The 20,263-nt window shown below is 72.9% G+C and carries 19 protein-coding genes; 6 read left to right on the top strand and 13 right to left on the bottom strand.

Annotated elements, in window-relative coordinates:
* Together VF202_01710 and VF202_01705 are read right to left on the bottom strand one after the other, a co-directional pair.
* Window positions 1-2,696: SMC family ATPase (locus tag VF202_01710; protein HEX7038811.1), on the bottom strand; the 2,696-nt coding region annotated here is incomplete at its 3' end.
* A complete protein-coding gene (locus VF202_01705; protein HEX7038810.1) occupies window positions 2,693-3,871 on the bottom strand; it encodes an exonuclease SbcCD subunit D in 1,179 nt (392 codons plus the stop codon). The genes VF202_01705 and VF202_01710, both read right to left, overlap by 4 nt.
* Window positions 3,872-3,941: 70 nt before the next feature.
* On the opposite strand from VF202_01705, the gene VF202_01700 reads away from it, so the two are divergent.
* Both VF202_01700 and VF202_01695 read left to right on the top strand, forming a co-directional pair.
* The gene (locus tag VF202_01700; protein HEX7038809.1) at window positions 3,942-4,904 is read left to right on the top strand and encodes a hypothetical protein; all 963 of its coding nucleotides are present in this window, start codon (window positions 3,942-3,944) and stop codon (window positions 4,902-4,904) included.
* Window positions 4,901-6,706 carry an ATP-binding protein gene (locus VF202_01695; protein HEX7038808.1) on the top strand — a complete coding sequence of 602 codons (1,806 nt, stop codon included), beginning with the start codon at window positions 4,901-4,903 and terminating at the stop codon, window positions 6,704-6,706. Before VF202_01700 ends, VF202_01695 begins: the two co-directional genes overlap by 4 nt.
* 24 nt (window positions 6,707-6,730) lie before the next feature.
* On the opposite strand, the gene VF202_01690 is transcribed toward VF202_01695, so the two are convergent.
* Window positions 6,731-7,099 (bottom strand): hypothetical protein, encoded by a 369-nt coding sequence (locus VF202_01690; GenBank protein ID HEX7038807.1) that lies wholly within the window; start codon window positions 7,097-7,099, stop codon window positions 6,731-6,733.
* Window positions 7,096-7,530, bottom strand: a complete 435-nt coding sequence (locus VF202_01685) for an NUDIX domain-containing protein (protein HEX7038806.1) — start codon at window positions 7,528-7,530, stop codon at window positions 7,096-7,098. The genes VF202_01690 and VF202_01685 overlap by 4 nt, the downstream gene beginning before the upstream one ends.
* A gap of 252 nt (window positions 7,531-7,782) precedes the next feature.
* Between VF202_01685 and VF202_01680 the strand changes: the two genes are divergently transcribed.
* Entirely contained in the window at window positions 7,783-9,540 is a 1,758-nt protein-coding gene (locus VF202_01680) for a PQQ-binding-like beta-propeller repeat protein (protein HEX7038805.1), read from the top strand.
* Window positions 9,541-9,683: 143 nt separating this feature from the next.
* On the opposite strand, the gene VF202_01675 is transcribed toward VF202_01680, so the two are convergent.
* The 3 genes from VF202_01675 to VF202_01665 form a co-directional block, all read right to left on the bottom strand.
* Window positions 9,684-10,199: an SRPBCC domain-containing protein gene (locus VF202_01675; GenBank protein HEX7038804.1), complete on the bottom strand. Its 516-nt coding sequence runs from the start codon at window positions 10,197-10,199 to the stop codon at window positions 9,684-9,686.
* 10 nt (window positions 10,200-10,209) lie between these two features.
* A complete protein-coding gene (locus tag VF202_01670) occupies window positions 10,210-10,584 on the bottom strand; it encodes a metalloregulator ArsR/SmtB family transcription factor (protein ID HEX7038803.1) in 375 nt (124 codons plus the stop codon).
* Window positions 10,585-10,715: 131 nt separating this feature from the next.
* Window positions 10,716-11,840, bottom strand: coding sequence for an NAD(P)/FAD-dependent oxidoreductase (locus VF202_01665; GenBank protein ID HEX7038802.1), 1,125 nt, complete (start codon window positions 11,838-11,840; stop codon window positions 10,716-10,718).
* Window positions 11,841-12,047: 207 nt separating this feature from the next.
* On the opposite strand from VF202_01665, the gene VF202_01660 reads away from it, so the two are divergent.
* Entirely contained in the window at window positions 12,048-12,536 is a 489-nt protein-coding gene (locus tag VF202_01660) for a pyridoxamine 5'-phosphate oxidase family protein (protein ID HEX7038801.1), read from the top strand.
* On the opposite strand, the gene VF202_01655 is transcribed toward VF202_01660, so the two are convergent.
* The 3 genes from VF202_01655 to VF202_01645 form a co-directional block, all read right to left on the bottom strand.
* Window positions 12,533-13,807 carry an ATP-binding protein gene (locus VF202_01655; protein ID HEX7038800.1) on the bottom strand — a complete coding sequence of 425 codons (1,275 nt, stop codon included), beginning with the start codon at window positions 13,805-13,807 and terminating at the stop codon, window positions 12,533-12,535. The genes VF202_01660 and VF202_01655 overlap by 4 nt on opposite strands.
* Window positions 13,807-14,484: a response regulator transcription factor gene (locus VF202_01650; GenBank protein ID HEX7038799.1), complete on the bottom strand. Its 678-nt coding sequence runs from the start codon at window positions 14,482-14,484 to the stop codon at window positions 13,807-13,809. Before VF202_01650 ends, VF202_01655 begins: the two co-directional genes overlap by 1 nt.
* 123 nt (window positions 14,485-14,607) lie before the next feature.
* The gene (locus tag VF202_01645) at window positions 14,608-15,039 is read right to left on the bottom strand and encodes an SHOCT domain-containing protein (GenBank protein HEX7038798.1); all 432 of its coding nucleotides are present in this window, start codon (window positions 15,037-15,039) and stop codon (window positions 14,608-14,610) included.
* A 141-nt stretch (window positions 15,040-15,180) separates the two neighbouring features.
* Here VF202_01645 and VF202_01640 point away from each other — a divergent pair, with 141 nt between their 5' ends.
* Together VF202_01640 and VF202_01635 are read left to right on the top strand one after the other, a co-directional pair.
* Window positions 15,181-15,780: a YdeI/OmpD-associated family protein gene (locus tag VF202_01640; GenBank protein ID HEX7038797.1), complete on the top strand. Its 600-nt coding sequence runs from the start codon at window positions 15,181-15,183 to the stop codon at window positions 15,778-15,780.
* 11 nt (window positions 15,781-15,791) lie between these two features.
* Window positions 15,792-16,277, top strand: a complete 486-nt coding sequence (locus VF202_01635; protein HEX7038796.1) for a DinB family protein — start codon at window positions 15,792-15,794, stop codon at window positions 16,275-16,277.
* A 67-nt stretch (window positions 16,278-16,344) separates the two neighbouring features.
* On the opposite strand, the gene VF202_01630 is transcribed toward VF202_01635, so the two are convergent.
* The 3 genes from VF202_01630 to VF202_01620 form a co-directional block, all read right to left on the bottom strand.
* Window positions 16,345-18,048 carry a hypothetical protein gene (locus VF202_01630; protein ID HEX7038795.1) on the bottom strand — a complete coding sequence of 568 codons (1,704 nt, stop codon included), beginning with the start codon at window positions 18,046-18,048 and terminating at the stop codon, window positions 16,345-16,347.
* 209 nt (window positions 18,049-18,257) lie between these two features.
* The gene (locus VF202_01625; protein HEX7038794.1) at window positions 18,258-19,220 is read right to left on the bottom strand and encodes a TerC family protein; all 963 of its coding nucleotides are present in this window, start codon (window positions 19,218-19,220) and stop codon (window positions 18,258-18,260) included.
* 245 nt (window positions 19,221-19,465) lie between these two features.
* Window positions 19,466-20,068, bottom strand: a complete 603-nt coding sequence (locus VF202_01620) for a helix-turn-helix domain-containing protein (protein ID HEX7038793.1) — start codon at window positions 20,066-20,068, stop codon at window positions 19,466-19,468.
* Window positions 20,069-20,263 lie beyond the last annotated feature (195 nt).

Raw genomic sequence — 20,263 nt, 5'->3', positions numbered from 1 at the left:
ACCATGCGCCCGTTGCTCGTCAGGTTCGTGAGCACCTCGGTGACGCTGTCGAGCGCCTCGGGGTCGAGGGTGCCGAAGCCCTCGTCCAGGAACAGGGAGCCCAGCCTCTGCTGGCCGGCCACCGAGTCGGCCAGCGCCAGCGCCAGGGCGAGGCTGACGATGAAGCTCTCGCCGCCGGAGAGCGTCTTCACCGTGCGGCGATGCGGGTCCATCCAGGTGTCGCGGACGTAGAACTCGCCGTCGTAGTCGAGCTCGTAGCGGCCGTCGGTGAGCTCGTTGATGATCACGCTGGCGTTCGCGGCCAGGTCGGCCAGCGCGTGGCCCAGCACGTACGCCTCGAACTGGTGCGACCGCAGCGACTGCTCGAGGCCGTGCAGCACGGCGTAGCGGGACTCCAGCTCCGCGGCCCGCTCCCTCAGCTCGGCGAGGTCGATCAGGCGCCGTCGCAGGGTCTCCAGCTCCTTCCCCGCCATCCCCAGCTGGTTGTTGGCCTCGTCGATGCGGCCCCGCAGCGTCTCGGCGTGTTCACGCAGGGTCCCGTGCTCCTCGGGGTCGTACGTCCGGCCGGCGAGCCCGACCTCGGCGGCGGACCTCTTGGCCTCGGCCGCGGCGCGCCGCTCGGCGTGACGCTCGAGGCGCTCCCTGAGGCGGCTCGCCGCCTCCGCCGTGAGGGTCGCGGCCTCCACGGACGCGAGCGCGTCGAACCGCGACCGCGACAGGGCCGCCTCGAGCGCGGCCTGTGCCTCGGTCTGGGCCTCACGCGCCCGCGCCTCCTGCTGCTCGGTCGCCTCGAGGGTCGCGCGCGCGGCGGCGAGGTCCTTCTCGGCCTCGACGAGCCGCCGCCCGGCCGCCTCCACGGCCTCGTCGAGACGTCTCAGGGCCGCGTTCGTCTCGGCCAACAGCGCGTCGAAGTCGCGCCCGCCGGTCAGCGCCGTGATCCGCCGCGCCAGGCGGGCCAGCTCCAGGTCGGCCCGAGCGGTCACGTCCGCGGTGACGGCCCCCGCCGTGCCGCCGTGCCCGGCGAAGCCGGCCAGCTCCTCGCGCAGCTCGCGCGCGGTCTGGGCGGCGCGCGGCGCGTGCTTCTGCTCGACCTCCCTGGCCAGCTCGGCGACGGCCTTCTCCTCGCTCACGATCCGCTGCGACGCGGCCGTGTAGTCGTCGCGGAGCGAGTCCACCTCGGCCTGCGCCCGCTCGACGCGCGCCCTCAGTGCTTCCAGGTCGACCGGCGCGCCCGCCTCCGGCAGGCTCTCGACGACGCCCAAGCACACCGGGCACGGTTCGCCCACGTGGAGGTGGGCGCGCAGCGCCGCCGCCTGGTGCTCCACCCGGGCGCGCTCCAGTTCGTCCCTCGCCGCGTCGAGCTCCTGGCGCTTCCGCTTGCCCTTCTCGACGAGGGCGGCCAGCTCCCCGCGCTGGCTCTCCAGGCCGGCGCGGCGGCGCTCCAGCGCGGCCCGTCTCTCCCCGAGCTCCTTCTCGGCGGACTCCGCGGCGCTAGCGGCCCGCGCCAGCGCGGGGAGGCGCGCCCGCTTCTCCACCAGGTCGGCGAGCCGCTCCTCGTCGAAGTCGCCGCCGTCCGCCCGCCCGGCCATGTCGAGCTTGCCGCCGTACCTCCTGAGCAGCGTGGCGTCGCGCCTGCCCGCCTCGAGCGCTTCGGCGCGCCGCGTGAGCTCGTCACCTCTCTCCGCGCGCTCGGCCGCCGCCTCCTCCTGCCGCTGCTTGGCAGCCGCGAGCCGACCTTCCTCCTGCCTCACCCTCTCGCGCAGGTCGGCGACGGCCCGCGTGGCCTCGGCCAGCTCGCGCTCACGCTTCCTGAACGCGTCGATCACGGGCGCGAGGGCCTCGGCCGCGTCGGCGCGCTCCAGGGCGGACCGCGCCTCCTCCACCGCGGGCTCCTCGGCGTCGAGCCGGGCGAGCTCGGCCGCGGCGGCCTTCAGCTCGCGGTCCAGGCGCTCCAGCTCCGCCAGCCCCTCGAGCCGCTCCTGCACCTCCCGCTGCTCGAGGCGCAGCGCCGCGAGGTCGCGCTCGAGCTGGCGCACGCGCCCCTCCAGCTCGGCCTCGCGCTCCCGCGTGACCCCCTCGTACTCGGTGTCGAGGCGGGCGCGCGCCTGCCCGAGGAGCTCCTTCGCGTCGTCCCTCTCGCGCGACGCCAGCTCGCGCATGCGCTCGATCGTGTAGGCGCGCAGCAGGGCCTTGATCACCTCGCGGCGCTCGGCGTCGTTGCCGCGCAGGAACTCGTCGAACGCGCCCTGCGGGAGCATCACCGCGCGCACGTAGCCGTCGTAGTCGAGCCCGACGGCGCGGGCGAGGGCCCTCTCGTAGTCCGCGATCCTGTCGGTCTCCGGCACGTTGAGCCAGCGGCCGTCCTCGGCGCGTCGCTCGAGCTTCGCGGCGGACGAGATCCCCGACCGGCGCCTGCGCAGCGAACGCGTGGCGCGGTACTCGTCGCCCCCCGCCGCGAACTCGACGACGACCGACAGCTCCGACTCGCCCGGCGAGAAGATGTGCTCGTTGAGGTGCTTGCCCAGGCGGGGCGTCTGGCCGTAGAGCGCCCAGGTCAGCGCGTCGAGGACGGTGCTCTTGCCGCTGCCCGTGGGGCCGGCGATCGCGAACAGGTCGCCGTTCAGGCCGGTGAAGTCCACGTCGTGCTCGCCGCGGAAGCAGCCGAAGTTCCTGAGGCGCAGCCGCAGCGGCCTCACGCCGACACCTCCTCGGCGTCGACCTTGGCGTAGAGCTCGTCGAACTTGCGCATCACGGCCTCGTCGAGCGTGCCGTCGTGCCCCTCGCGCCAGAACGCCTCGAAGTTGTCGCGCAGGCTGCGGGCGGCGGCGTCGCGGGCCACGCCCTCGACGGGCGTGCGCGGCACCTCCACCTGGACGATGCGGGCGTTCGGGAGGTCGCGCCGCACGCGCTCGCGGACGGTGGGGTCGTGCTTCTCGAGCCGCAGGACCAGCTTGAGGTGCCCCGCGAACGCGCGCAGCTCGCGGCTTCGCGCCTCGAGCTCGGCCAGCGTGAGGCGTTCCTGGCGGAGCTCCCGTCCGCAGCGCAGGGGCACGGCGGCGACCGTGCGGGCGGGTACGCCGGGCTTCAGCTCGACGACGTGGGCGCGCTTCTCGTCGCCGGCCTCGCCGAAGTCGAGCTGCACGAGGCTGCCGCAGTACCGCGCCCTGTCCTCCGGGTAGCCCCACACGGCCTGCGGCATGTGCACGTGGCCCATCGCGAGGTAGGAGACCGAGTCGGGCACGTGGTTGGGGTCGATCGCGTAGTCGCGCCCGCTGTGGAACTGGTACTCGCTGCCCGAGAGTCGCGCGCCGTCCATCGTGCCGTGCATGAGCATCACGTTGATCGTGTCGTTGCGGAACTCCTGGGTGTAGGCGTGCATGAGCCGCTGGACCCGCTCCTGGTAGGTGCCCAGGCCGGAGGCGCCCTCCTCGGCGAAGAGCTCGTCGCTGGAGAGCAGCACGCGCTCGCTCACGAAGGGCAGGCAGGCGACGAGCATGCGCTCGCCCGCGACGTCGATGGTCACGACCCCGCCCTCGCGCGGCTTGCGCGGACGACCGACGATGTGGATGTCCTTGGTGCGCATGAACCCGGCGACGGCATCGAGACGGCGCGGGCTGTCGTGGTTGCCCGCGACGGCCACCACCGGCAGGCCGGCCTGGGCGGCGCGCCGGAAGAAGTCGTAGACGGCCTCCTCGGCCTCGGCGCCGGGGTTGCGGGTGTGGAACAGGTCGCCGGCGACGAGCACGGCCTGGGCGCCGTGCTCCAGCCCGACCTCCAGGCTCTCCTCGAGCGCGGCGCGTATCTCGGGCGTGCGGTCGAAGCCGTAGAGCGTCTTGCCCGCGTGCCAGTCGCCGGTGTGGAGGACGCGCATCGCCACAGGCTAACGCGGCGTGCCTCAAAATATCAGTCACCGGGACTCGCGGCGGCGCTAGGATGGCGCCGTGACCGGCCGCTTCAGACTGCACCCCTGGGACCCCGACACGCTCTACACCGTCACCGAGTTCGACCAGGAGCCTGACGCGGAGGGCGACGCCCACCTCGACCTGGAGTTCGAGGTGCCCGAGGGCGAGTGGCGTCCCCTCTCGCCGGGGCGGGTGGAGGCGCGGACCGTCCACTTCGTCGACGGCGCCCGGCGCCACGACGCGGCCGGGACCCTCGACGAACGCCCCTGCCTCTTCGTCGTCATGGGGGTGGGCAGCGTCACCAGCCGGCTCGGCACGCGGGTCGAGCCGCCCGCGCCGCGCCCGGCACTGCGCTACGTGATCGTCGCGGGCGAGGACAGCGGCGACGTGGAACCGGTCTCGCTGCCGCAGTACGGGCTGACGTACGCGCCGCGCTTCGCGGGCGGGGGAGACCAGAGCCTCGCTGCGTTCGCCCAGCGCCTGATGCTCCGCGAGGAGGCGCGTCTCGCCGAGCGGCTCGCGGAGGACCACCCCACCGACCTCGTCGTCGAGGACGGGCCGCTCAAGCGCTCGGGCTCGTTCCAGAACGTGCTCGGCTACGTGAAGACCACGCGCCGCGAGCGCCTGCCCGGCTCGCACCACGCGGTGCTGGACGCGCTCGAGCCGGGCCAGAGGACGCCGGTCTACTTGGTGAGGGCGGGCGACCGCAGCCTGGGCGACAGGCTCGAGTGGGTGATCCGCCCGCGGCCGCCGGCCAGAGGCGTGGACCCCCGCCAGGGCCTCGTGCGGGTGCAGGCCAACAGCGCGCTGTCGCGCGACGAGGCCCGCGCCCTCGCCGACTGGAGCGCCGCGACCCTGCCCCGCTACAGCGCCGACTACCACCACGACGCGCGGGCGCCGCAGCAGCTCCTCATCGTCAAGAACCTCGAGAGCGACCTCAGGCGGACGTTCGGCGACCGCGAGCTGCTGCTCGGCGCGCTGCGGGGGGCGCTGGCGGCGTGAACGTCGGCATCGTCCTCGCCAACGACCGCAGCCGGCCGCTCGAGTTCTGGTTCAAGCTCGAGGAGCGGGCGCGCGTGCAGCTCGACGAGCTCGTGGCCGTCGACGTCTTCAACCCCTTCAACGAGGCCCGTCCCGTGACCGTGTACGCGGTCGTCGACGACCTCATCGACAGCGTCGAGGGGCTCACGTTCCCCGGCGACACCGAGCTGCTCGAGCAAGGCGCGAGCTACGGGCGCCGCATCCTCATGGCGCACGCGCGCGTGCTGCGCTTCGCCCCCGACGTCCTCAGGCCGCCGCGGCCGGGCGCGCCGGTCAGGCTCGCGCTGGGCGAGGACCTGGCGCGGGCGCTCTACGTCGACCGCATGAGGGACGCCGCCCTGCCCGTGGGCGTGCTGCGCAACGGCCAGCCGGCGTACGTGAACTACGACTTCCTCAGCGGGGTCGCGGGCGGCCACGTGAACATCAGCGGGGTCTCGGGCGTGGCCACGAAGACGAGCTTCGCGACGTGGCTGCTCTACAGCGTCCTCAACGCGCGACGGCCGGACGGTCAGTACGTGGCGCGGAACCGCCAGGACGTCAAGGCCGTGGTCTTCAACGTCAAGGGCAACGACCTCCTGTTCCTCGACAAGCCCAACGCCCGCTGCGCCGAGGACGAGAAGGCTTACTGCGAGGAGGCCGGTCTGGCCTTGGCGTCGCGCTACGACCTGCTGGGGCTGCCCGCCGGGCCGTTCGAGCGCGTCGCCTGCCGTCTCCCGCCCCGGCCCGGCCTGGCCGGCGCCGAGCGCCTCGCCTGCCAGGCGCCGGCCGGCGCCACCGCCACGCCCTACGCCTGGTCGCTCCTCGAGTTCTGCCGGCAGGGCATGCTGCCCTACCTCTTCGCCCTCGACCCGGGCAGCCAGATGGTCCAGTTCCTCACGGAGGAGGTCGCGGAGCGCCTCAAGCGCCTCACCGCGGGCCAGGAGGGGCCGCACGTGTTCCTGCCGCCCGGCGACGCGGGCGGCGAGTGGGACGGGGAAGCGGCGCGCGGCACCGTGGAGGGCCTGGAGGCCGACGGCCGGGTGAGGATCGAGACGCTCGACGAGCTTGCCGACCACGTCGGGGAGCTCCTGCGTGCGGGTCACTGGGCGGGCAGCCACCAGCTGGGTACGGTCCACGCCTTCGTCCGCCGCTTCCGCGGGGCCGTGAGGCACGTCAGGCACCTCGTGCGCGGCGACCTGCCGCCGCGTGAGCTCGAGAGGGCGCGCCTCGACCCGCTGGCCAGCAGCGACATGGTGCACGTCGTCGACATCCACGACCTGCACAGCGTCGCGCAGGCGTTCGTGGTGGGCGTGGTGCTGCGGGACGTGTTCGAGAAGCGCGAGGCGGCCGGGCGCAGCCCCGGGACCGTCTACGTCGTGCTCGACGAGCTGAACAAGTACGCGCCGGCCCAGGAGGAGAGCCCGATCAAGGAGACGCTCCTCGACATCGCCGAGCGCGGGCGCAGCCTCGGGGTCATCCTCATCGGAGCGCAGCAGACGGCCAGCGAGGTCGAGCGGCGCGTGGTCAGCAACGCCGCGATCCGCGTCGTGGGCCGCCTCGACATGGCCGAGGCCGCACGGCCCGAGTACCGGTTCCTGCCGAGCACCATGCAGGAGCGCGCCGGCATCCTCAGCCCCGGCTCGATGATCGTGCACCAGCCCGACCTGCCCGTGCCGCTGCTGGTGACGTTCCCGTTCCCGGCCTGGGCGACGCGCGGCAGCGAGGTGGCGCGGGCGAACCCCGATGTCGACTCCGAGTTCGACGACCTCATCGCCCTGGAGTAGGCAGGGCGGCGCGCGAGGCCGCCGTCAACGGCCCCGCGACAGGCCCTCGACGTAGTCCTTGGCCGTCCTGAGACTCGCGCCGGTCAGCTCGATCACGCGCTTGACCGCCGCGATCTTGTTCTCCCTGGCCAGCGCGGCGATCGTGTCCTCGAGCTCCGGCTCGAGGGCCACCACCTCGGGCTGCAGCCGGCTCGGCGTGAACAGCGGCGCCCCGGTCCGGCGCTCGCGCGCCACCGGAGCCCGCGCCACGAGCCGCACGACCAGCAGGCCGGTGGCGACCATGCTCATCAGCATCATCACGAGCCCGGGCAGCAGGTGGTCCTCGGCGATCAGGTAGACGCTGGCGCCCACGAACGCCAGGTCGACCACGACGACGAACAGCAAGGCGCTCACACCCTACCGCCGCGGAGGACCCGGCCGCTCGCCAGCGACCCGCTGAGGAGCGCGCGGGACAGCTCGCGCGGCCTCACGTCGGCGTGCCTGGCGTGCTCGAGCGTCACCCACACGGGCGTGTAGCTGCCGCGCTCCGAGTCGACGGCGCTCGACATCTCCTCGCCCTGGCCGCTGCCGAAGCGTCCGCCGACGATCCGCGCCAGGTAGTAGTACTGCCTGCGCCCGCGGAGGTGGAGGTCGGCGACCAGCCGCTCGAGCACCACCTCGACGCCCAGCTCCTCGAGCGCCTCCCTGGCCGCCGCCTGCTCCGGGGTCTCGCCCGGCTCGACGCCGCCCCCTGGGAACGAGAAGTAGGTCCTCCCGTCCCTGACACGCTGGATCAGGCAGACGCGGTCGCGGTCGAGGAGCACGACGCCGCTCCGAGTGCGCATGGCCGGACGTTACCCGCCCTCGCGCGGCGGGCGCGATGAAGTACTCGCCCCCGAGAGGGGCCCGCGCCAGAGGCGCCGGTCGCCGAGCGCGCCGCCCGACGTCGCCCCGTGGGACGGGAGCAGCGCCTCGGTTCCGTGGGACGGTCGCCGGCCGGCGGCGGCGCTAGCATCCCCGCAACTCGCGTCACGTCGTGGTCTTCCCGCGTCCTCGTTCGCGCCAAGGAGGTGTTGCGCATGGGCAGTCGGAGGGCTATGGTTATCGGCTCTGGTCTGGTCCTCTCGCTGGCGTGGTTCGCCTTGGCGCAGACACCCGGCCTCGTCGACGACGACCGGCTCGAGGCCGCCGCCCAGGAGCCGCACAACTGGCTGACCTACGGCGGCGACCTCGGCGGGCAGCGCTTCTCCACCCTGGACCAGATCGACCGCCAGAGCGTCTCGCGGCTCGCCCCGGCGTGGATCTACCAGATGGGGGCTCCCGGCATCACGCAGACGCACCCCTTGGTCGTCGACGGCGTCCTCTACGTGACGTCGGCCGGGAGCGACGTCTCGGCCTTGGACGCCGCCACCGGCGTCGAGCTGTGGCGCTACGACCACGAGATGTCCCGCGAGGTGAGCGGCGAGCGCAACCGCGGGCCCGCCGTCGGCTACGGGAAGGTCTACGTCGCCACCGAGGACGAGCGCGTGATCGCGCTGGACCAGGAGACCGGCGAGGTCGTCTGGGACGTCAAGGTGCCGCCCTTCGACGCCGGCCGCCTCGTGCCGGAGGGCGCGGAGGCGCCCGCGCCCATGCCGTACAACTTCCGCTGGGCACCCCTGGTCTACGACGGCAAGGTCGTGGTCACGGCGACGCGCTTCGAGGTGAACGCGGTAGACCCCGACCTGCTCGCGGACGCCGTCGCCAGGGGCGAGGACCCCGGTGAGGCGTGGATCCTCGCGAACCTCGGCCGACGGGCGTTCGTGGCGGCCCTCGACGCCGAGACGGGCGACGAGGTCTGGCGCTGGTACACGACGCGTGAGGGCGACTGGACCGGGGACTTCGTCGAGACCGCGTACGGCGGGGCACCGCTCGACCGCGACCTGGCGGCCGAGCGCGAGCTCAGCGAGCGCTACGGCCTCGGGTGGGCCGCCGGCTCCGCCTCGCCCTGGCAGATCCCCACCGTCGACGTCGAGCGCCGTCTCCTGTTCGTCTCGACCGGGAACCCGGCGCCGGGACACATCGACCTGATGCGTCCCGGGGACAACCTCTACTCGAACGGCATCGCCGCCCTCTCCCTCGACACGGGCGAGCTGGTGTGGTTCTTCCAGGAGTCCCCTCACGGCATCTACGACATGACCACGCAGAACGTCCTCTTCGACCTCCAGCTCGAGGGCGAGACGGTACCGGCCCTGGCGAGCTGCGGCAAGTCGGGTTTCTGCTACGTCCTGAACAGGGAGACGGGCGAGGTGCTCGTCCAGAGCGAGCCCGTGGTGCGCCAGGAGAACATGTACTCGCGCGGCAGCGCGGAGGGCACGAGAGCCGCCCCGGGCGGCGGGGGCGGCGTGGGCGTCACGGCGCTCTCGTTCGACCCCACGACCGGCTACCTGTACGTGGAGGCCATCGACGAGCCGGAGGTCCGCACGGCGACCCCGGTCCCGGGGGCGCCCTACCTGCTCGAGATGACCTCGGAGGGCGTGGCGGGCGAGGAGCGGGGCACGGTCACGGCGCTGGACCTGTACGGCGGCGGGCGGACCGTCTGGCAGGTGGAGACGGACGAGCCCGTCACGGGCGGGACCCTCGCCACGGCGGGCGGCGTCGTGTTCTCCGGCGAGTCCAACGGGACCTTCAACGCCTACGACTCCGCCACGGGCGAGCTGCTCTGGTCGTTCCAGGTGGGCGCCCCGATCACGGCCCCGCCGATGACCTACGAGGTCGACGGTCGCCAGTACGTCGCCGTGGCCAGCGGCGCCGCGGCCACGCGCTCGCAGCGCGGCGGCGCGGTCCTGGTCTCGTTCGCGCTGCCGGCCGAGTGACGGGACGACGCCGGCGCAGGCCGCGCTGACCGCGGCCCGGACGGCTACCCACGGGAAGGGTCGGGGCCGGCGCGCTGCACGCCGGCCACGCTGCGGTCCTCGACGGACCCGGCCCTGCAGGGCCGGAACCCTTCGCTCCTGGCTCAGGCGGCCAGGGCCACGTGCTCCTCGAGGCGGTCCCAGGTCTCGCTGATGCCCTGCAGCATGCCCATGTCGAGGACGGTCTGGAGCGCCTCGGGCGAGGCGTAGGTCGTGCGGCTCACCAGCTTGGTCTTGCCGCCCAGGTCGATGAACTCCCAGACCGAGTTCGAGGCGGGCAGCGAGGAGTCGATGTTCCCCTCGGCGTCGGAGAAGTAGTCGGTGAGGACGATCCGGTTCGGCTCGTCGATCTCCTGGTAGTACATCTTCCCCCACGACTCCGCGCCGTAGAACTCGCCCTGGTTCTCGTCGACGCACTTCATGCAGTAGTGCCAGGAGCCGCCCGGGCGGAAGTCGAGCCTGGAGACGGGGAGCTCCCAGCCGCGCGGGCCCCACCAGTGCTTCAGGTGCTCGGAGTCGCCGAACATCCTGAACACCAGCTCTCGCGGCGCGTCGAACACGCGCTCCAGGACCAGCACGTTGTCGCCTTCTATCCGGTGCTCGGTCTTGCCCGTCGCCATGTCGTTCCTCCTAGTCCTCGTCTCGCGCCTCGCCGCGCTGCAGCCTCCGCAGGTAGGCGTCGAGGTCGTCGAACCGCTGTTCCATCGTCCAGCGGAAGGTCTCGAGCCAGCCCTCCAGCGTCCTGAACGCGACCGCGCTGAGGGAGTAGATGCGCCTGTTCGCCTCGGCCCTCACGGTCACTACCCCGCTGTCGCCGAGGACCTTGAGGTGCTTGGATGCCTGCGGCTGCCTCATGCCTAGCCTCTCGGCGATCTCGCCCACGCTGAGGGGTCCGGCCTTGAGCAGCTCGACGATCCTCATCCGGTTCGGCTCGGCGATGGCCCGCAGCGTCGCCAGCATGCGCGCTCTCGCCGCCGCGGTCGTCTGAGCTCCGTCTCCTTCCATGGGACTCGGGGGCCCTCCCTCCTATCTGTATACTCGACAATGAATATTCCTGTCAAGGCATGTAGAGAGGTCGGCCTCGCGTGCGGCCGTCCGACGCGGGTGTGGGCGCATGGCGGAGCCGGACGCGGTCGCTAGTCGGTGCGTCCCGCGCTCCGCCTCGCGATCTCCTGGGCGAGGAACGCGGCGTCACGGTCCACCCAGCCGAGGAGCGCCGACCCGGTCGTGTGCTGCCACCGCAGCCCCAGGAAGTAGAGGCCCGGGACCGCGGTCACGCCGCGGCGGTGCACCGGCTCACCTCGCGGGTCCAGCACCGGCGCGCGGACCCAAGAGAAGTCGGGCCGGTACCCCGTCGCCCACATGACCGTCCGGACGGGCAGGTGCGAGCCGTCGGCGAAGGCGACCCTGTCGCCCCGCGCGCTCACCGCCCGCGGCCGGGGAACGACGGCGCCCGCGCGGACCAGGTCGCGAGTACGTGTGCCGATGACGACGTCGTCGTGGCGCCGCATCCGCCGGCCCAGCGCGGAGTCGGCCGGCACGCTGGTGAGGCCCAGGGTCTCGAGCCACCAGAAGAGGCTCCTCCCGAGGACGCGGGCCGGCACCGTCGGCAGGGGACGCGACCTGGACAGGTGAACGCGGCGCGTGGCGGCGAGCTCGACGGCGATCTGCACGCCCGAGTTGCCGCCTCCCACGACCAGCACCTCCCCGTCCGGGAGCGCCTCGGGACCGCGGTACTCCGCGCTGTGCAGCTGCGTGACCGCGTCGTCGAGGCCCGCGGCGAACGGCGGCACCGCGGGCCGCTGGAAGGGCCCCGTGGCCACGACGACCTGGTGGGCGTGGACCGCGGGCCCGTCCGTCTGGAGGCGGAAGCCGGCGCCCTCCGGCTCGAGCCGGGTCACGGCGGTGTTCGTCCTGACCGGGATGTCGAAGACCTCGGCGTACCGACGCAGGTAGTCGGCGACGTCGTCCTTGCCCGGGTACGACTCGGGCGCGAGAGGGAACGGCAGGCCGGGCAGCGCGTCGTAGCGCGCGGGCGTGAAGAGCCTCAGCGAGTCCCACCGCTGCCGCCAGCTCGCCCCGACCTCGGCGTTCCTCTCGAGGACGACGAAGCGGAGGCCGAGCCGCTGCAGGTGGTAGCCCATCGCCAGGCCCGCCTGCCCGGCCCCCACGACGACGACGTCGAAGCGCTCCTCGTCCACGCTCGGCCCGGCCGTCGCCCGCTCACGCGGCGAGTCGGGTGGCATGCCGTGCGGGCGCATGGCCACGCAGTATCACATCGCCGTGCCGCCGTTCGCTCCCTGCGACGCCGCTCGGCCGTCGGCGGCGCGGATCCCCGCCCGGTCGGGGCGCCCGCGGCCTGCCGCCGGAGGGCCACGGCCCTCAGCCTCCGCCGACCCCGCTTTCACGCCGGCGCGCTATCCCTTGGTCACGCGCCCGAGGGCGCGAGCGGGCGAGAGGAGAGCGACATGGCCACGCCAGCGGAGATGCGCGCCGAGCTCTGGGACAAGGTCAAGGACGTCAAGATCGCGATGCTCACGACGATCGGCGACGACGGCAGGCTCTACAGCCGGCCCATGTACACCCAGCGCGAGGGCAGGGAGGACGGCCTCTGGTTCCTCACGGCGCGGTCCTCCGCGAAGTCGCGGCAGGTCGAGGGGCGCGAGGACGTGAACGTGAGCTACGCCGATGCCGACAAGAACGTCTTCGTCTCGGTGGCCGGCAAGGCGCGGATCGTCGACGACGACGAGCTGGAGCGCGAGCTGTGGAACCCGCTCAACGAGGCGTTCTTCGCCGGACCAGACGACCCCGACCTCGTGCTGCTGCACGTCGAGCCGGAGCGGGCAGAGTACTGGGACGGCAGCTCCGGCAAGGTGCGTCAGCTCTTCGACCTCGTCACGGCGGCCGTAACGGGGCGCAGCGACCGGCTGGGCGAGAACGAGAAGCTCGACTTCTAGGCTGGCGCGGGCAGCACGACCGTGAACTCCGCGCCGCCCTCCGGGTGGTCGCGGGCCTCCAGCCGGCCGCCGTGCGCCTCCACGAGAGCCTTCGCGATCGAGAGGCCCAGGCCCGAGCCGCCTCCTTCCTGCCTGGCCCGCGACGGGTCGCCGCGGTAGAAGCGCTCGAACAGGCGGTCTGCCTCCCCCTCGGGCAGGCCGGGTCCATGGTCGCGCACGGTGATCAGCACCTCGCCGCCCGCGGACCGCGCGCCCAGCTCGACCGCCCCGGGCGCGGCGTAGCGCAGAGCGTTGTCGACGAGGTTGTCGAGGACGCGCGCGAGCGCCGCGGGGTCCGCCTCCACCTCCAGGCCCTCGGCCACGCGGCCCAGGCGCAGCTCGACGCCCGCCGAGCCGGCGCGGCTCGCGAAGCCGTCCACCACGCGACCGAGGAACGCCGCGACGTCGATCGGCTCGCGCTCCAGGCCCAGGCCTCCCGCCTCGGCGACGGAGAGCGTCCGCAGGTCCTCGACGAGGCGCGTCAGGCGCATCACCTCCTGGTGCAGCCTCGCCAGGCCCTCCTCGTCGAGGGGCCTGACGCCGTCCTGCATGGCCTCGATCTCGCTCCTCAGGACGGAGAGCGGCGTGCGCAGGTCGTGGGCGATGTCGGCCACCACCCCGCGCCGCCAGCTCTCCTGGCGCTCGAGCCCGCTCACCAGCGAGTTGAACGCCTCGGTGAGGTTGCGCAGCTCGTCGCGCGACGGCGGCAGCGCCAACCTCATCCCGCGCTCTCCGGCCGCGAGGCGCCTGGCCCCGCCCTCGAGCGCGAGCAGGGGACGCGTGAGGCGCCGCGTCACCGCACCCGCCACCCACGTCGCGACCAGGAACGCCAGCAGGGCCGCCAGGAGGCCGGTCCTGGCCACGCCGCGGAACGCCTCGCGCGCCTCCCTGAGGTCCGGCACGTCCTCGCCGTCGAGGCCGGGCGCGGCCGCGCCGTCGCGGCCCTCGTCGGGCGCGACGAGGCGCTCCCAGGGCGGGCCGCCGTGCATCCACTCGGCCCCGAACAGCTCGCCCTGGGCCCTGAACACGGCCCCCAGGGTCAGCCAGCTCGTGAGGGCGACGGCCGCGAGCGCCACGAACGCGTAGGTGAACGTGAGGCGACGGCGGAGGCCCCAGTGGCGTCGGTGCCGCGGCGGGCCGCGCCAGCGGTGGCCCTCGCCGGTCGCCCAGCCGCCGGACCACGGCGGACCGGGCCGGTGCGGCGCGCCGCGCGGTCCGCCGCCGAGGGGCACTAGCCCGTCCTCAGCCGGTAGCCGACGCGTCGCACCGTCTCGAGCTGGTCGCGGCAGTCGCCGAGCTTGCGGCGCAGGTTCTTCACGTGGGCGTCGATGGTCCGCTCGTCGGCGAGGCCGTCGCCCTCGCCGACGGCCGCGAGCAGCTCGCCCCGCCGCCTCACGCGGCCGGGCTCGCGCGCCAGGGCGGCGAGCAGGCGCAGCTCGCTGGCCGTGAGGCTGACCGCCTCGTCGCCGCAGCGCGCCTCGTAGGCCCCGAGGTCGACCGTCAGCCGGCCTACCGCGAACGTCTCCGGCGCCTCGACGCCGCCGCCGGCCCGCCGCAGCACCGCCTTCACCCGGGCGACTACCTCGCGCGGGCTGTAGGGCTTCACCACGTAGTCGTCGGCGCCGAGCCCCAGCCCCACCAGCTTGTCGACCTCTTCGTCGCGGGCGGTGAGCATGATGATCGGCACCGCCGACTCGGCGCGGACCCGCCGGGCGACCTCCAGGCCGTCGATGCCAGGCAGCATGATGTCGAGGAGTATCAGGTCGGGGCGGGCGGCGCGCCACAGCTCCAGCCCCCTGGTCCCGTCGAAGGCGGTCTCGACGCGGAAGCCCTCCCGCCTCAGGTAGTCGGTGAGGATCCCGACGAGCGTGCGCTCGTCCTCGACGATGAGGACCGTGCCTGTGGCCATGTCGAACTCTCCTCGGGGCATTGTGCCGCAGCGCGGGCGGGCGCGCCGCCCACGTCCGGGTGCGCCCCGGCCGCAAGCAGGGCGCCGCCCGCGCTGCGGCGGGCGGCGCTCCCGGTGCGGCCCTCAGGCCAGGAGGGCCCGCTTGACGGCCTCGAACTCCTCGAGGGAGATCTCGCCCCTGGCGAAGCGTGCCCTGGCCTTGGCCAGCGCGCCGTCGGGCCTGCCGTACGGCGCCTCGGTGCTGCTCAGGCCGCGCTTGATGGCCTCGTACTGCTCCGGCGTGACCTCGCCGGACGCCAGCCGGTCGCGGGCGATGCGCATGGCCTCATCGCCGCTGTTCTCGCCCTGCGCCGACCAGCGCCCCGGGGGGCCGCCCCACCAGCCGGGCCGCCAGCCGGGCTCGCCGCCGTAGGGGCCCCGGCCGCCTCGCCAGCCGCCTCGCACGAAGGACTTGACGAGGTAGACGATGAGCACGATGAACAGGATGGTGCCGAGCAGGTTGAGGAACCCGAGGCCGAAGCCGAACCCGGCGCCGTGTCCGAACGCGTGGAACATCTCTTCGCTCCTTCCCGTTCGCCGGGCGCCGTCAGGCTGCCCGGCCACGCTCGGAGGGTAGGTCCGGCGCGGTGAAGCGCAGGGGGCCGTAACGTGAACGCTCCGTGAACACGTTCGGCGGACGCGTGGCACTATGGGCCGGTGCCCGCCGTGAAGGTCGACCCCACGAAGGTCCGCGAGTTCGTCGACTTCGCCGCGTTCTACGAGTGGCTGCGTGAGAACCACGCCACCGCGGACGAGGTCTGGGTGAAGATGCACAAGGTCGGCTCTGGGTTACCCTCCGTGACCCAGAAGGAGGCCATCGACGCCGCTCTCTGCTGGGGCTGGATCGACGGCATCCGCAAGGGCCACGACGACAGGAGCTTCCTGCAACGCTTCACGCCTAGGCGCCCGAAGAGCGTCTGGAGCAAGATCAACGTGCAGAACGTCGAGAGGCTCGTGGCCGCCGGCCTCATGACCGAGCACGGCCTGAGGCACGTGGAGGCGGCCAAGGCCGACGGCCGCTGGCAGAACGCCTACTCCGGTCAGCAGGGCATGGAGCTCCCGGAGGACCTCATGGCCGCGATCCGGGCGGACCCGCGGGCACGAGCGACCTTCGAGAAGCTGAACTCCCAGAACCGGTACGCTCTGGCGTTCCGCCTGCACCAGCTCAAGACCGAGGCTGGCCGGCGGAGGAAGATCGCCGACTTCGTCGCCATGCTCGCGCGCGGCGAGGCCCTCTACCCCCAGCGCGGGCTGTGAAGGAGTGACGCGTGGCTCTGCTGGAGTCCCTCAAGGAGACGGCTTTCGTGATGCTCGAGGAGACCTTCCCGAGCCGCGACAAGGGCGGCAACGTCTACCTCGACAGGTGCACCGGCTGGTTCCCCTCGCTCGAGGGGCTGTCGGCCGAGGACGCGTCCGTGCCGATCGTGCCCGGCGGCACGACGATCGCGGCGCATACCTTCCACACGGTCTTCTACCTCGACGTCGTCATGGCCGAGCTGAAGGGTCGTTCCCTGGGCCGTGTCGACTGGAAGGAGAGCTGGGTCGTGAGCAAGGTCGACGCGCCCGCGTGGGACGACCTGCGGCGCCGGCTGCGCGAGGCGTACGAGGAGGTCGTGGCCCTGCTCGAGGCGGACGCGGACTGGGGCCAAGCCCACGTCGAGGTCGTGATGGCGGCCGTCACCCACTCCGCCTACCACCTCGGCGCCGTGAGGCAGTTCCACACCGTGCTGCGGGCGCGGGAAGTGACGGACTAGCGAGGGCCTGCGACACTGGCGGGGTGGACTGGCCGAGACCGGCCCGCGCAGGTGGACCCTGTGGGACCTAGGCCTTGGCCCCCGCGTTCCCCGCGGCTGTCGAGCCGCCGCCGAAGACCTTGCCGAAGTCGGCAAGCCCTTCCACCAGGCCATGCGCCGTGATCCCCCACATGAACGCCACCAAGAGGTCCAGGCGTGTGCCCCACGGGGCGTCACCGGGCTTGTAGTTGACGGCGACGATCACTAGGGTCGCGATGCCGAAGCTCAGCAGCCATGTGAGCCGCCGGGCGAACCCGTGGGCCAACCCGTAGCCGCGGGCCGCGATCATGCGGCGGACGGACGGCCACCAGTCCCTCGCTACTCGCCAGAGCAGCCGCAGCACGATCGCAGCGACGACGAGCGTCCCGACCGCGATGAGCCACCACTCCGAGCCGGTCCTGACCAGGTCCCGGCTCGCCGAGACGGGCCGCGAGACCACCACGACCGCGACCACGGTGGCCGCGGCGAGGACGGCGAGCCAGATCGCGCTCCAAGGAACACGCCGACCGCGGGACTCCGAGGCCGTCCGGGCCACCCTGGGACGCCGCACCTCGGCCCGCTGTAGCGCGACCTCCGCCCTATGGAGCTCGCCCGCGACGAGGTGGACGAACGCCTCCCGGAGCAGCTGCGGATCGCCGAGACCGGCTCTTCTTCGCCTCGTGACCTCGAGGCCCAGCGACCTCGCTCGCAGAGCCTTCCTGTACTCGCCCTCCAGCGTCGACCAGTCCGCCGCGCTCGCAGGAGGTGCCAACCCTGCCGCTTCGAGCGCCTCCACCACGATCCAGAGGGCATCGACCTCGTCCTGGGCTGCAAGAGGGTCCTTGTCGCCGGGCCAGGTCGCCCACTCGGAGGCGTCGTCGACCCACGTCAGCAGCCGGCTGCGCCACTGACGCCAGCGGAGGCTCGGGATGCCGTCGCGGATCAGACCGAGCGCGGCCGAGGCCACCAGGACGCCGAGGGCGACCACGAGCAGGAGGTGGGAGAGCGGACGCTCCACCTGCACGGTGACAGGGATCGTGGAGTCCTCGCCTGCCGAGGAGACGACCACGGAGCCGGCGAAGGTGCCCACGGGAACGGTCCAGAAGTGCTTCCAGAAGTCGTTCCAGAGGCCGCGGACGCCCCGCCAGACAGCAACGATGCGCTGCCAGGCAGCGGCCTTCTCGGCATCACCCTCCGACCCTCGCTCTTCAGAGGTCGCGTCACCTGCCTCGTCGGCCTTCTCGCCCTGGCTGGCTTGTTGCGCCGACCCGTTCAGTGTGGCCGTGACGTCGAAGCAGGTGAGCCGGACGGGTAGGGGACCGCCCGCGACCGCCGCCGGGCACGCCCTCCCGGGCACCTGCAGCGAGAGCGCTACCGTCTGGACCGGGGGCGGCGCGAAGTGGGGCACCACGCTCGCCGACGCCTGGCCGTCTGGCACCTGCGTCGTCCCGTCGGCATCCGCGCCTTCGGGCGCCCGCTCGGTCCCTTCGGCCGCCGCGTCCTCGCTCCGCTCGACTGGGCCCTCCCAGGCCACCAGCGTGACTGTCGAGGCGACGGGCGATGTGCTCCGCCACGGGTCCGCCGTCAGCCTGAGGATGACGTTCGCGGGCAGCACGTTGAGCTTCGGCGGCTTGGCCGCGGTGGCGGTCGAGTCAGGCGCCGACGGTTCCCGTTGTGCTCCCGACGTCGGGACCACGAAGAGCAGTCCGGCGCCCAGCGCGAGCGGCACGATCACCCTCGCGAGCCGTACCACGACGGCTCGAACCCCTGTCTCTGCCGCAGAGCCCATCGACCCACCCCCAGCCGAGCTGTAGTCGAGGTCAGACTATATTGTGACGCGCCGTCATCCTTCAGTGACGCTCGCGGTGCGAGCGCGGGCCGCCGAGGGCCGGCACCGGCGCGCTAGCCCGCCGCCGCCTCCGCCAGTCACGAGCCTGAACCGCGTCGAGCGTGACCAGGTAGCTACCCCGCCGCCGCCTCCCGCTCGTCGACCTGGCTCCGCAGCGCCTCGTTCGGCTTGCCGAAGAGGAGAGAGGCGAGGATGCTGATGCCCAGGATGCCCACGACCACGCCCAGCGAGACGGCCGTGGGGATGTGCACGAGGTCGAGCAGGAGCATCTTCACGCCGATGTAGCTGAGGATCACGGCCAGGCCCGCCTGCAGGTAGGCGAAGCGGTGCACGATGTTGGCGAGCAGGAAGTACATGCTGCGCAGGCCCAGGACCGCCATGGCGTTCGACGTGAACACGATGAACGGGTCGGTGGTGACGGCGAAGATCGCGGGGATCGAGTCGACGGCGAAGATCACGTCGGCGAAGTCGATGACGACGAGCACCAGCAGCAGGGGCGTCGCCATGCGCACCCCGTCCACCACCGTGAAGAACCTCTGCCCGTCGTAGTCCGGCGAGACCCTGAGGAACCGCCGCGCGAGCTTGAGGGCGGGGTTGGCGGAGAGGTCGGTCTCCTGGTCGTCCCTGCTCAGCAGCATGCGCAGGCCGGTGAACAGGAGGAACGCGCCGAAGACGTAGAGGACCCAGTGGAAGGTCTGGATCAGCGTCACGCCCACGCCGATCATGATCCCGCGCATGGCCAGCGCGCCGAGCACGCCCCAGAGCAGCGCGCGCTGCTGGTACTTGAACGGGGTGCGGAAGAAGTTGAAGACGAGGACGAAGACGAAGATGTTGTCGACGGCCAGAGACCACTCGAGCACGTAGCCGGTCAGGTACTCGACGGCCTTCTGCGGGCCGAGCCAGCGGCTGATGACGTAGCCGAACGCCAGCGAGAGCGTGACCCACACGGCCGTCCAGAACGCCGCCTCCCTGACCCGCACGACGTGCGCCTTGCGGTGGAAGATGCCAAGGTCGAGCGCCAACAGGATCAGCACGCCCGCCACGAAGGCGAGCCAGGCCCACAACGGAAGATCCACTACAGCCTCCCGTTAGGGTCTTGCCTGCGTGGGAACTCACACGTCATCCGCTCCCGGGTCGCCACTAGCGACCGTGCTGACGGAGGCGGACGCCCGGCCGAGCCGGGGGGCTACTCCCCCTACACGAGGGCACATCGTACACGTTCGCGGCCGGGGCGCGCGACGCGGGCGACGCGGCGCGAGCTCGGGGGGCGGGTTCGGCGCCGATGGCGGGGGAGCTCGCGGTCACGCCCGCCGACCTGGGCTCAGGTCGTGTCGAAGCGACAGCAGCCCTCGCCGTCGGCCAGGCAAGACACCTGCGCGACGTCCTCGCCGAGGAGGCTGGCGAGCAGCACGGCGTCGAAGCGGCAGGCCGCGCGGCTGGTCAGCGCGACGTGGCTGAAGACGCAGTTCACGGCCTCGATGCCGCCGTCCTCCGTCACGGCCGCCTCGTAGCCGAGCTCGTTGAGGATCCTCACGACCTCGGCCTTCCTCTCGCCGCCCACCTTGCCCTCCAGGCGGGGCCTGGCGTTCTCCGCCACCTCGGCTGCCATGCGCTCCAGGAGGGCGGACAGCCCCTCCTCGCCGAAGAGGTCGCCGGCGTGCCGCAGCAGCGAGGCGGCGAAGAGCGCGTAGCGTCGCGGGAACGTCTCGCGGCCGGCGTCGGTGAGGGCGTAGGTGCGGCTGGGACGCCCGCCGGTGGCGCGCCGGCCGCTCTTCCTCACGAGCCCGTCGCGCTCCAGCGTGGCGAGCTGCTGGGTGACGGCGGTGCGGCTGACCCCCAGCGCCGCCGAGAGCTCCTCCGCGGTGGCGCCCTTGTCGCGGCTGAGCAGCACCTCGCGCAGCAGGCGGAGGCGACTGTCGCTCATCGCGACAGGCAGCGGCAGGCGGGGTCCTCTATCGTCCATCCGGCTCGGTGGCCGCGGGCGGCTACGCGGCGTCGCCGCGATGATGGCACGCTTTGTACCGCTGGTGACGTACAGCGTTAACCCAGGCGCTACCGCGGTGCTAGCATCCGCCAACGCCAAGGGTTACACCGCGGCCTAGAGGAACCACGGGGGCAC

This window comes from Trueperaceae bacterium (assembly GCA_036381035.1).
Taxonomy (GTDB): Bacteria; Deinococcota; Deinococci; order Deinococcales; family Trueperaceae; genus DASRWD01.
Note: the sequence above shows the minus strand (reverse complement) of the source record. Positions and strands in the feature narration are given on the sequence as shown.

What these genes read in the sequence shown, in the direction of transcription:
- VF202_01705 (HEX7038810.1), bottom strand. Translation starts at nt 3,871, where the DNA reads ATGCGCGTCCTCCACACCGGCGACTGGCACGCGGGCAAGACGCTCTAC.
- VF202_01685 (HEX7038806.1), bottom strand. Translation starts at nt 7,530, where the DNA reads ATGCGCACTCGGAGCGGCGTCGTGCTCCTCGACCGCGACCGCGTCTGC.
- VF202_01680 (HEX7038805.1), top strand. Translation starts at nt 7,783, where the DNA reads ATGGTTATCGGCTCTGGTCTGGTCCTCTCGCTGGCGTGGTTCGCCTTG.
- VF202_01675 (HEX7038804.1), bottom strand. Translation starts at nt 10,199, where the DNA reads ATGGCGACGGGCAAGACCGAGCACCGGATAGAAGGCGACAACGTGCTG.
- VF202_01670 (HEX7038803.1), bottom strand. Translation starts at nt 10,584, where the DNA reads ATGGAAGGAGACGGAGCTCAGACGACCGCGGCGGCGAGAGCGCGCATG.
- VF202_01665 (HEX7038802.1), bottom strand. Translation starts at nt 11,840, where the DNA reads ATGCGCCCGCACGGCATGCCACCCGACTCGCCGCGTGAGCGGGCGACG.
- VF202_01660 (HEX7038801.1), top strand. Translation starts at nt 12,048, where the DNA reads ATGGCCACGCCAGCGGAGATGCGCGCCGAGCTCTGGGACAAGGTCAAG.
- VF202_01650 (HEX7038799.1), bottom strand. Translation starts at nt 14,484, where the DNA reads ATGGCCACAGGCACGGTCCTCATCGTCGAGGACGAGCGCACGCTCGTC.
- VF202_01645 (HEX7038798.1), bottom strand. Translation starts at nt 15,039, where the DNA reads ATGTTCCACGCGTTCGGACACGGCGCCGGGTTCGGCTTCGGCCTCGGG.
- VF202_01620 (HEX7038793.1), bottom strand. Translation starts at nt 20,068, where the DNA reads ATGAGCGACAGTCGCCTCCGCCTGCTGCGCGAGGTGCTGCTCAGCCGC.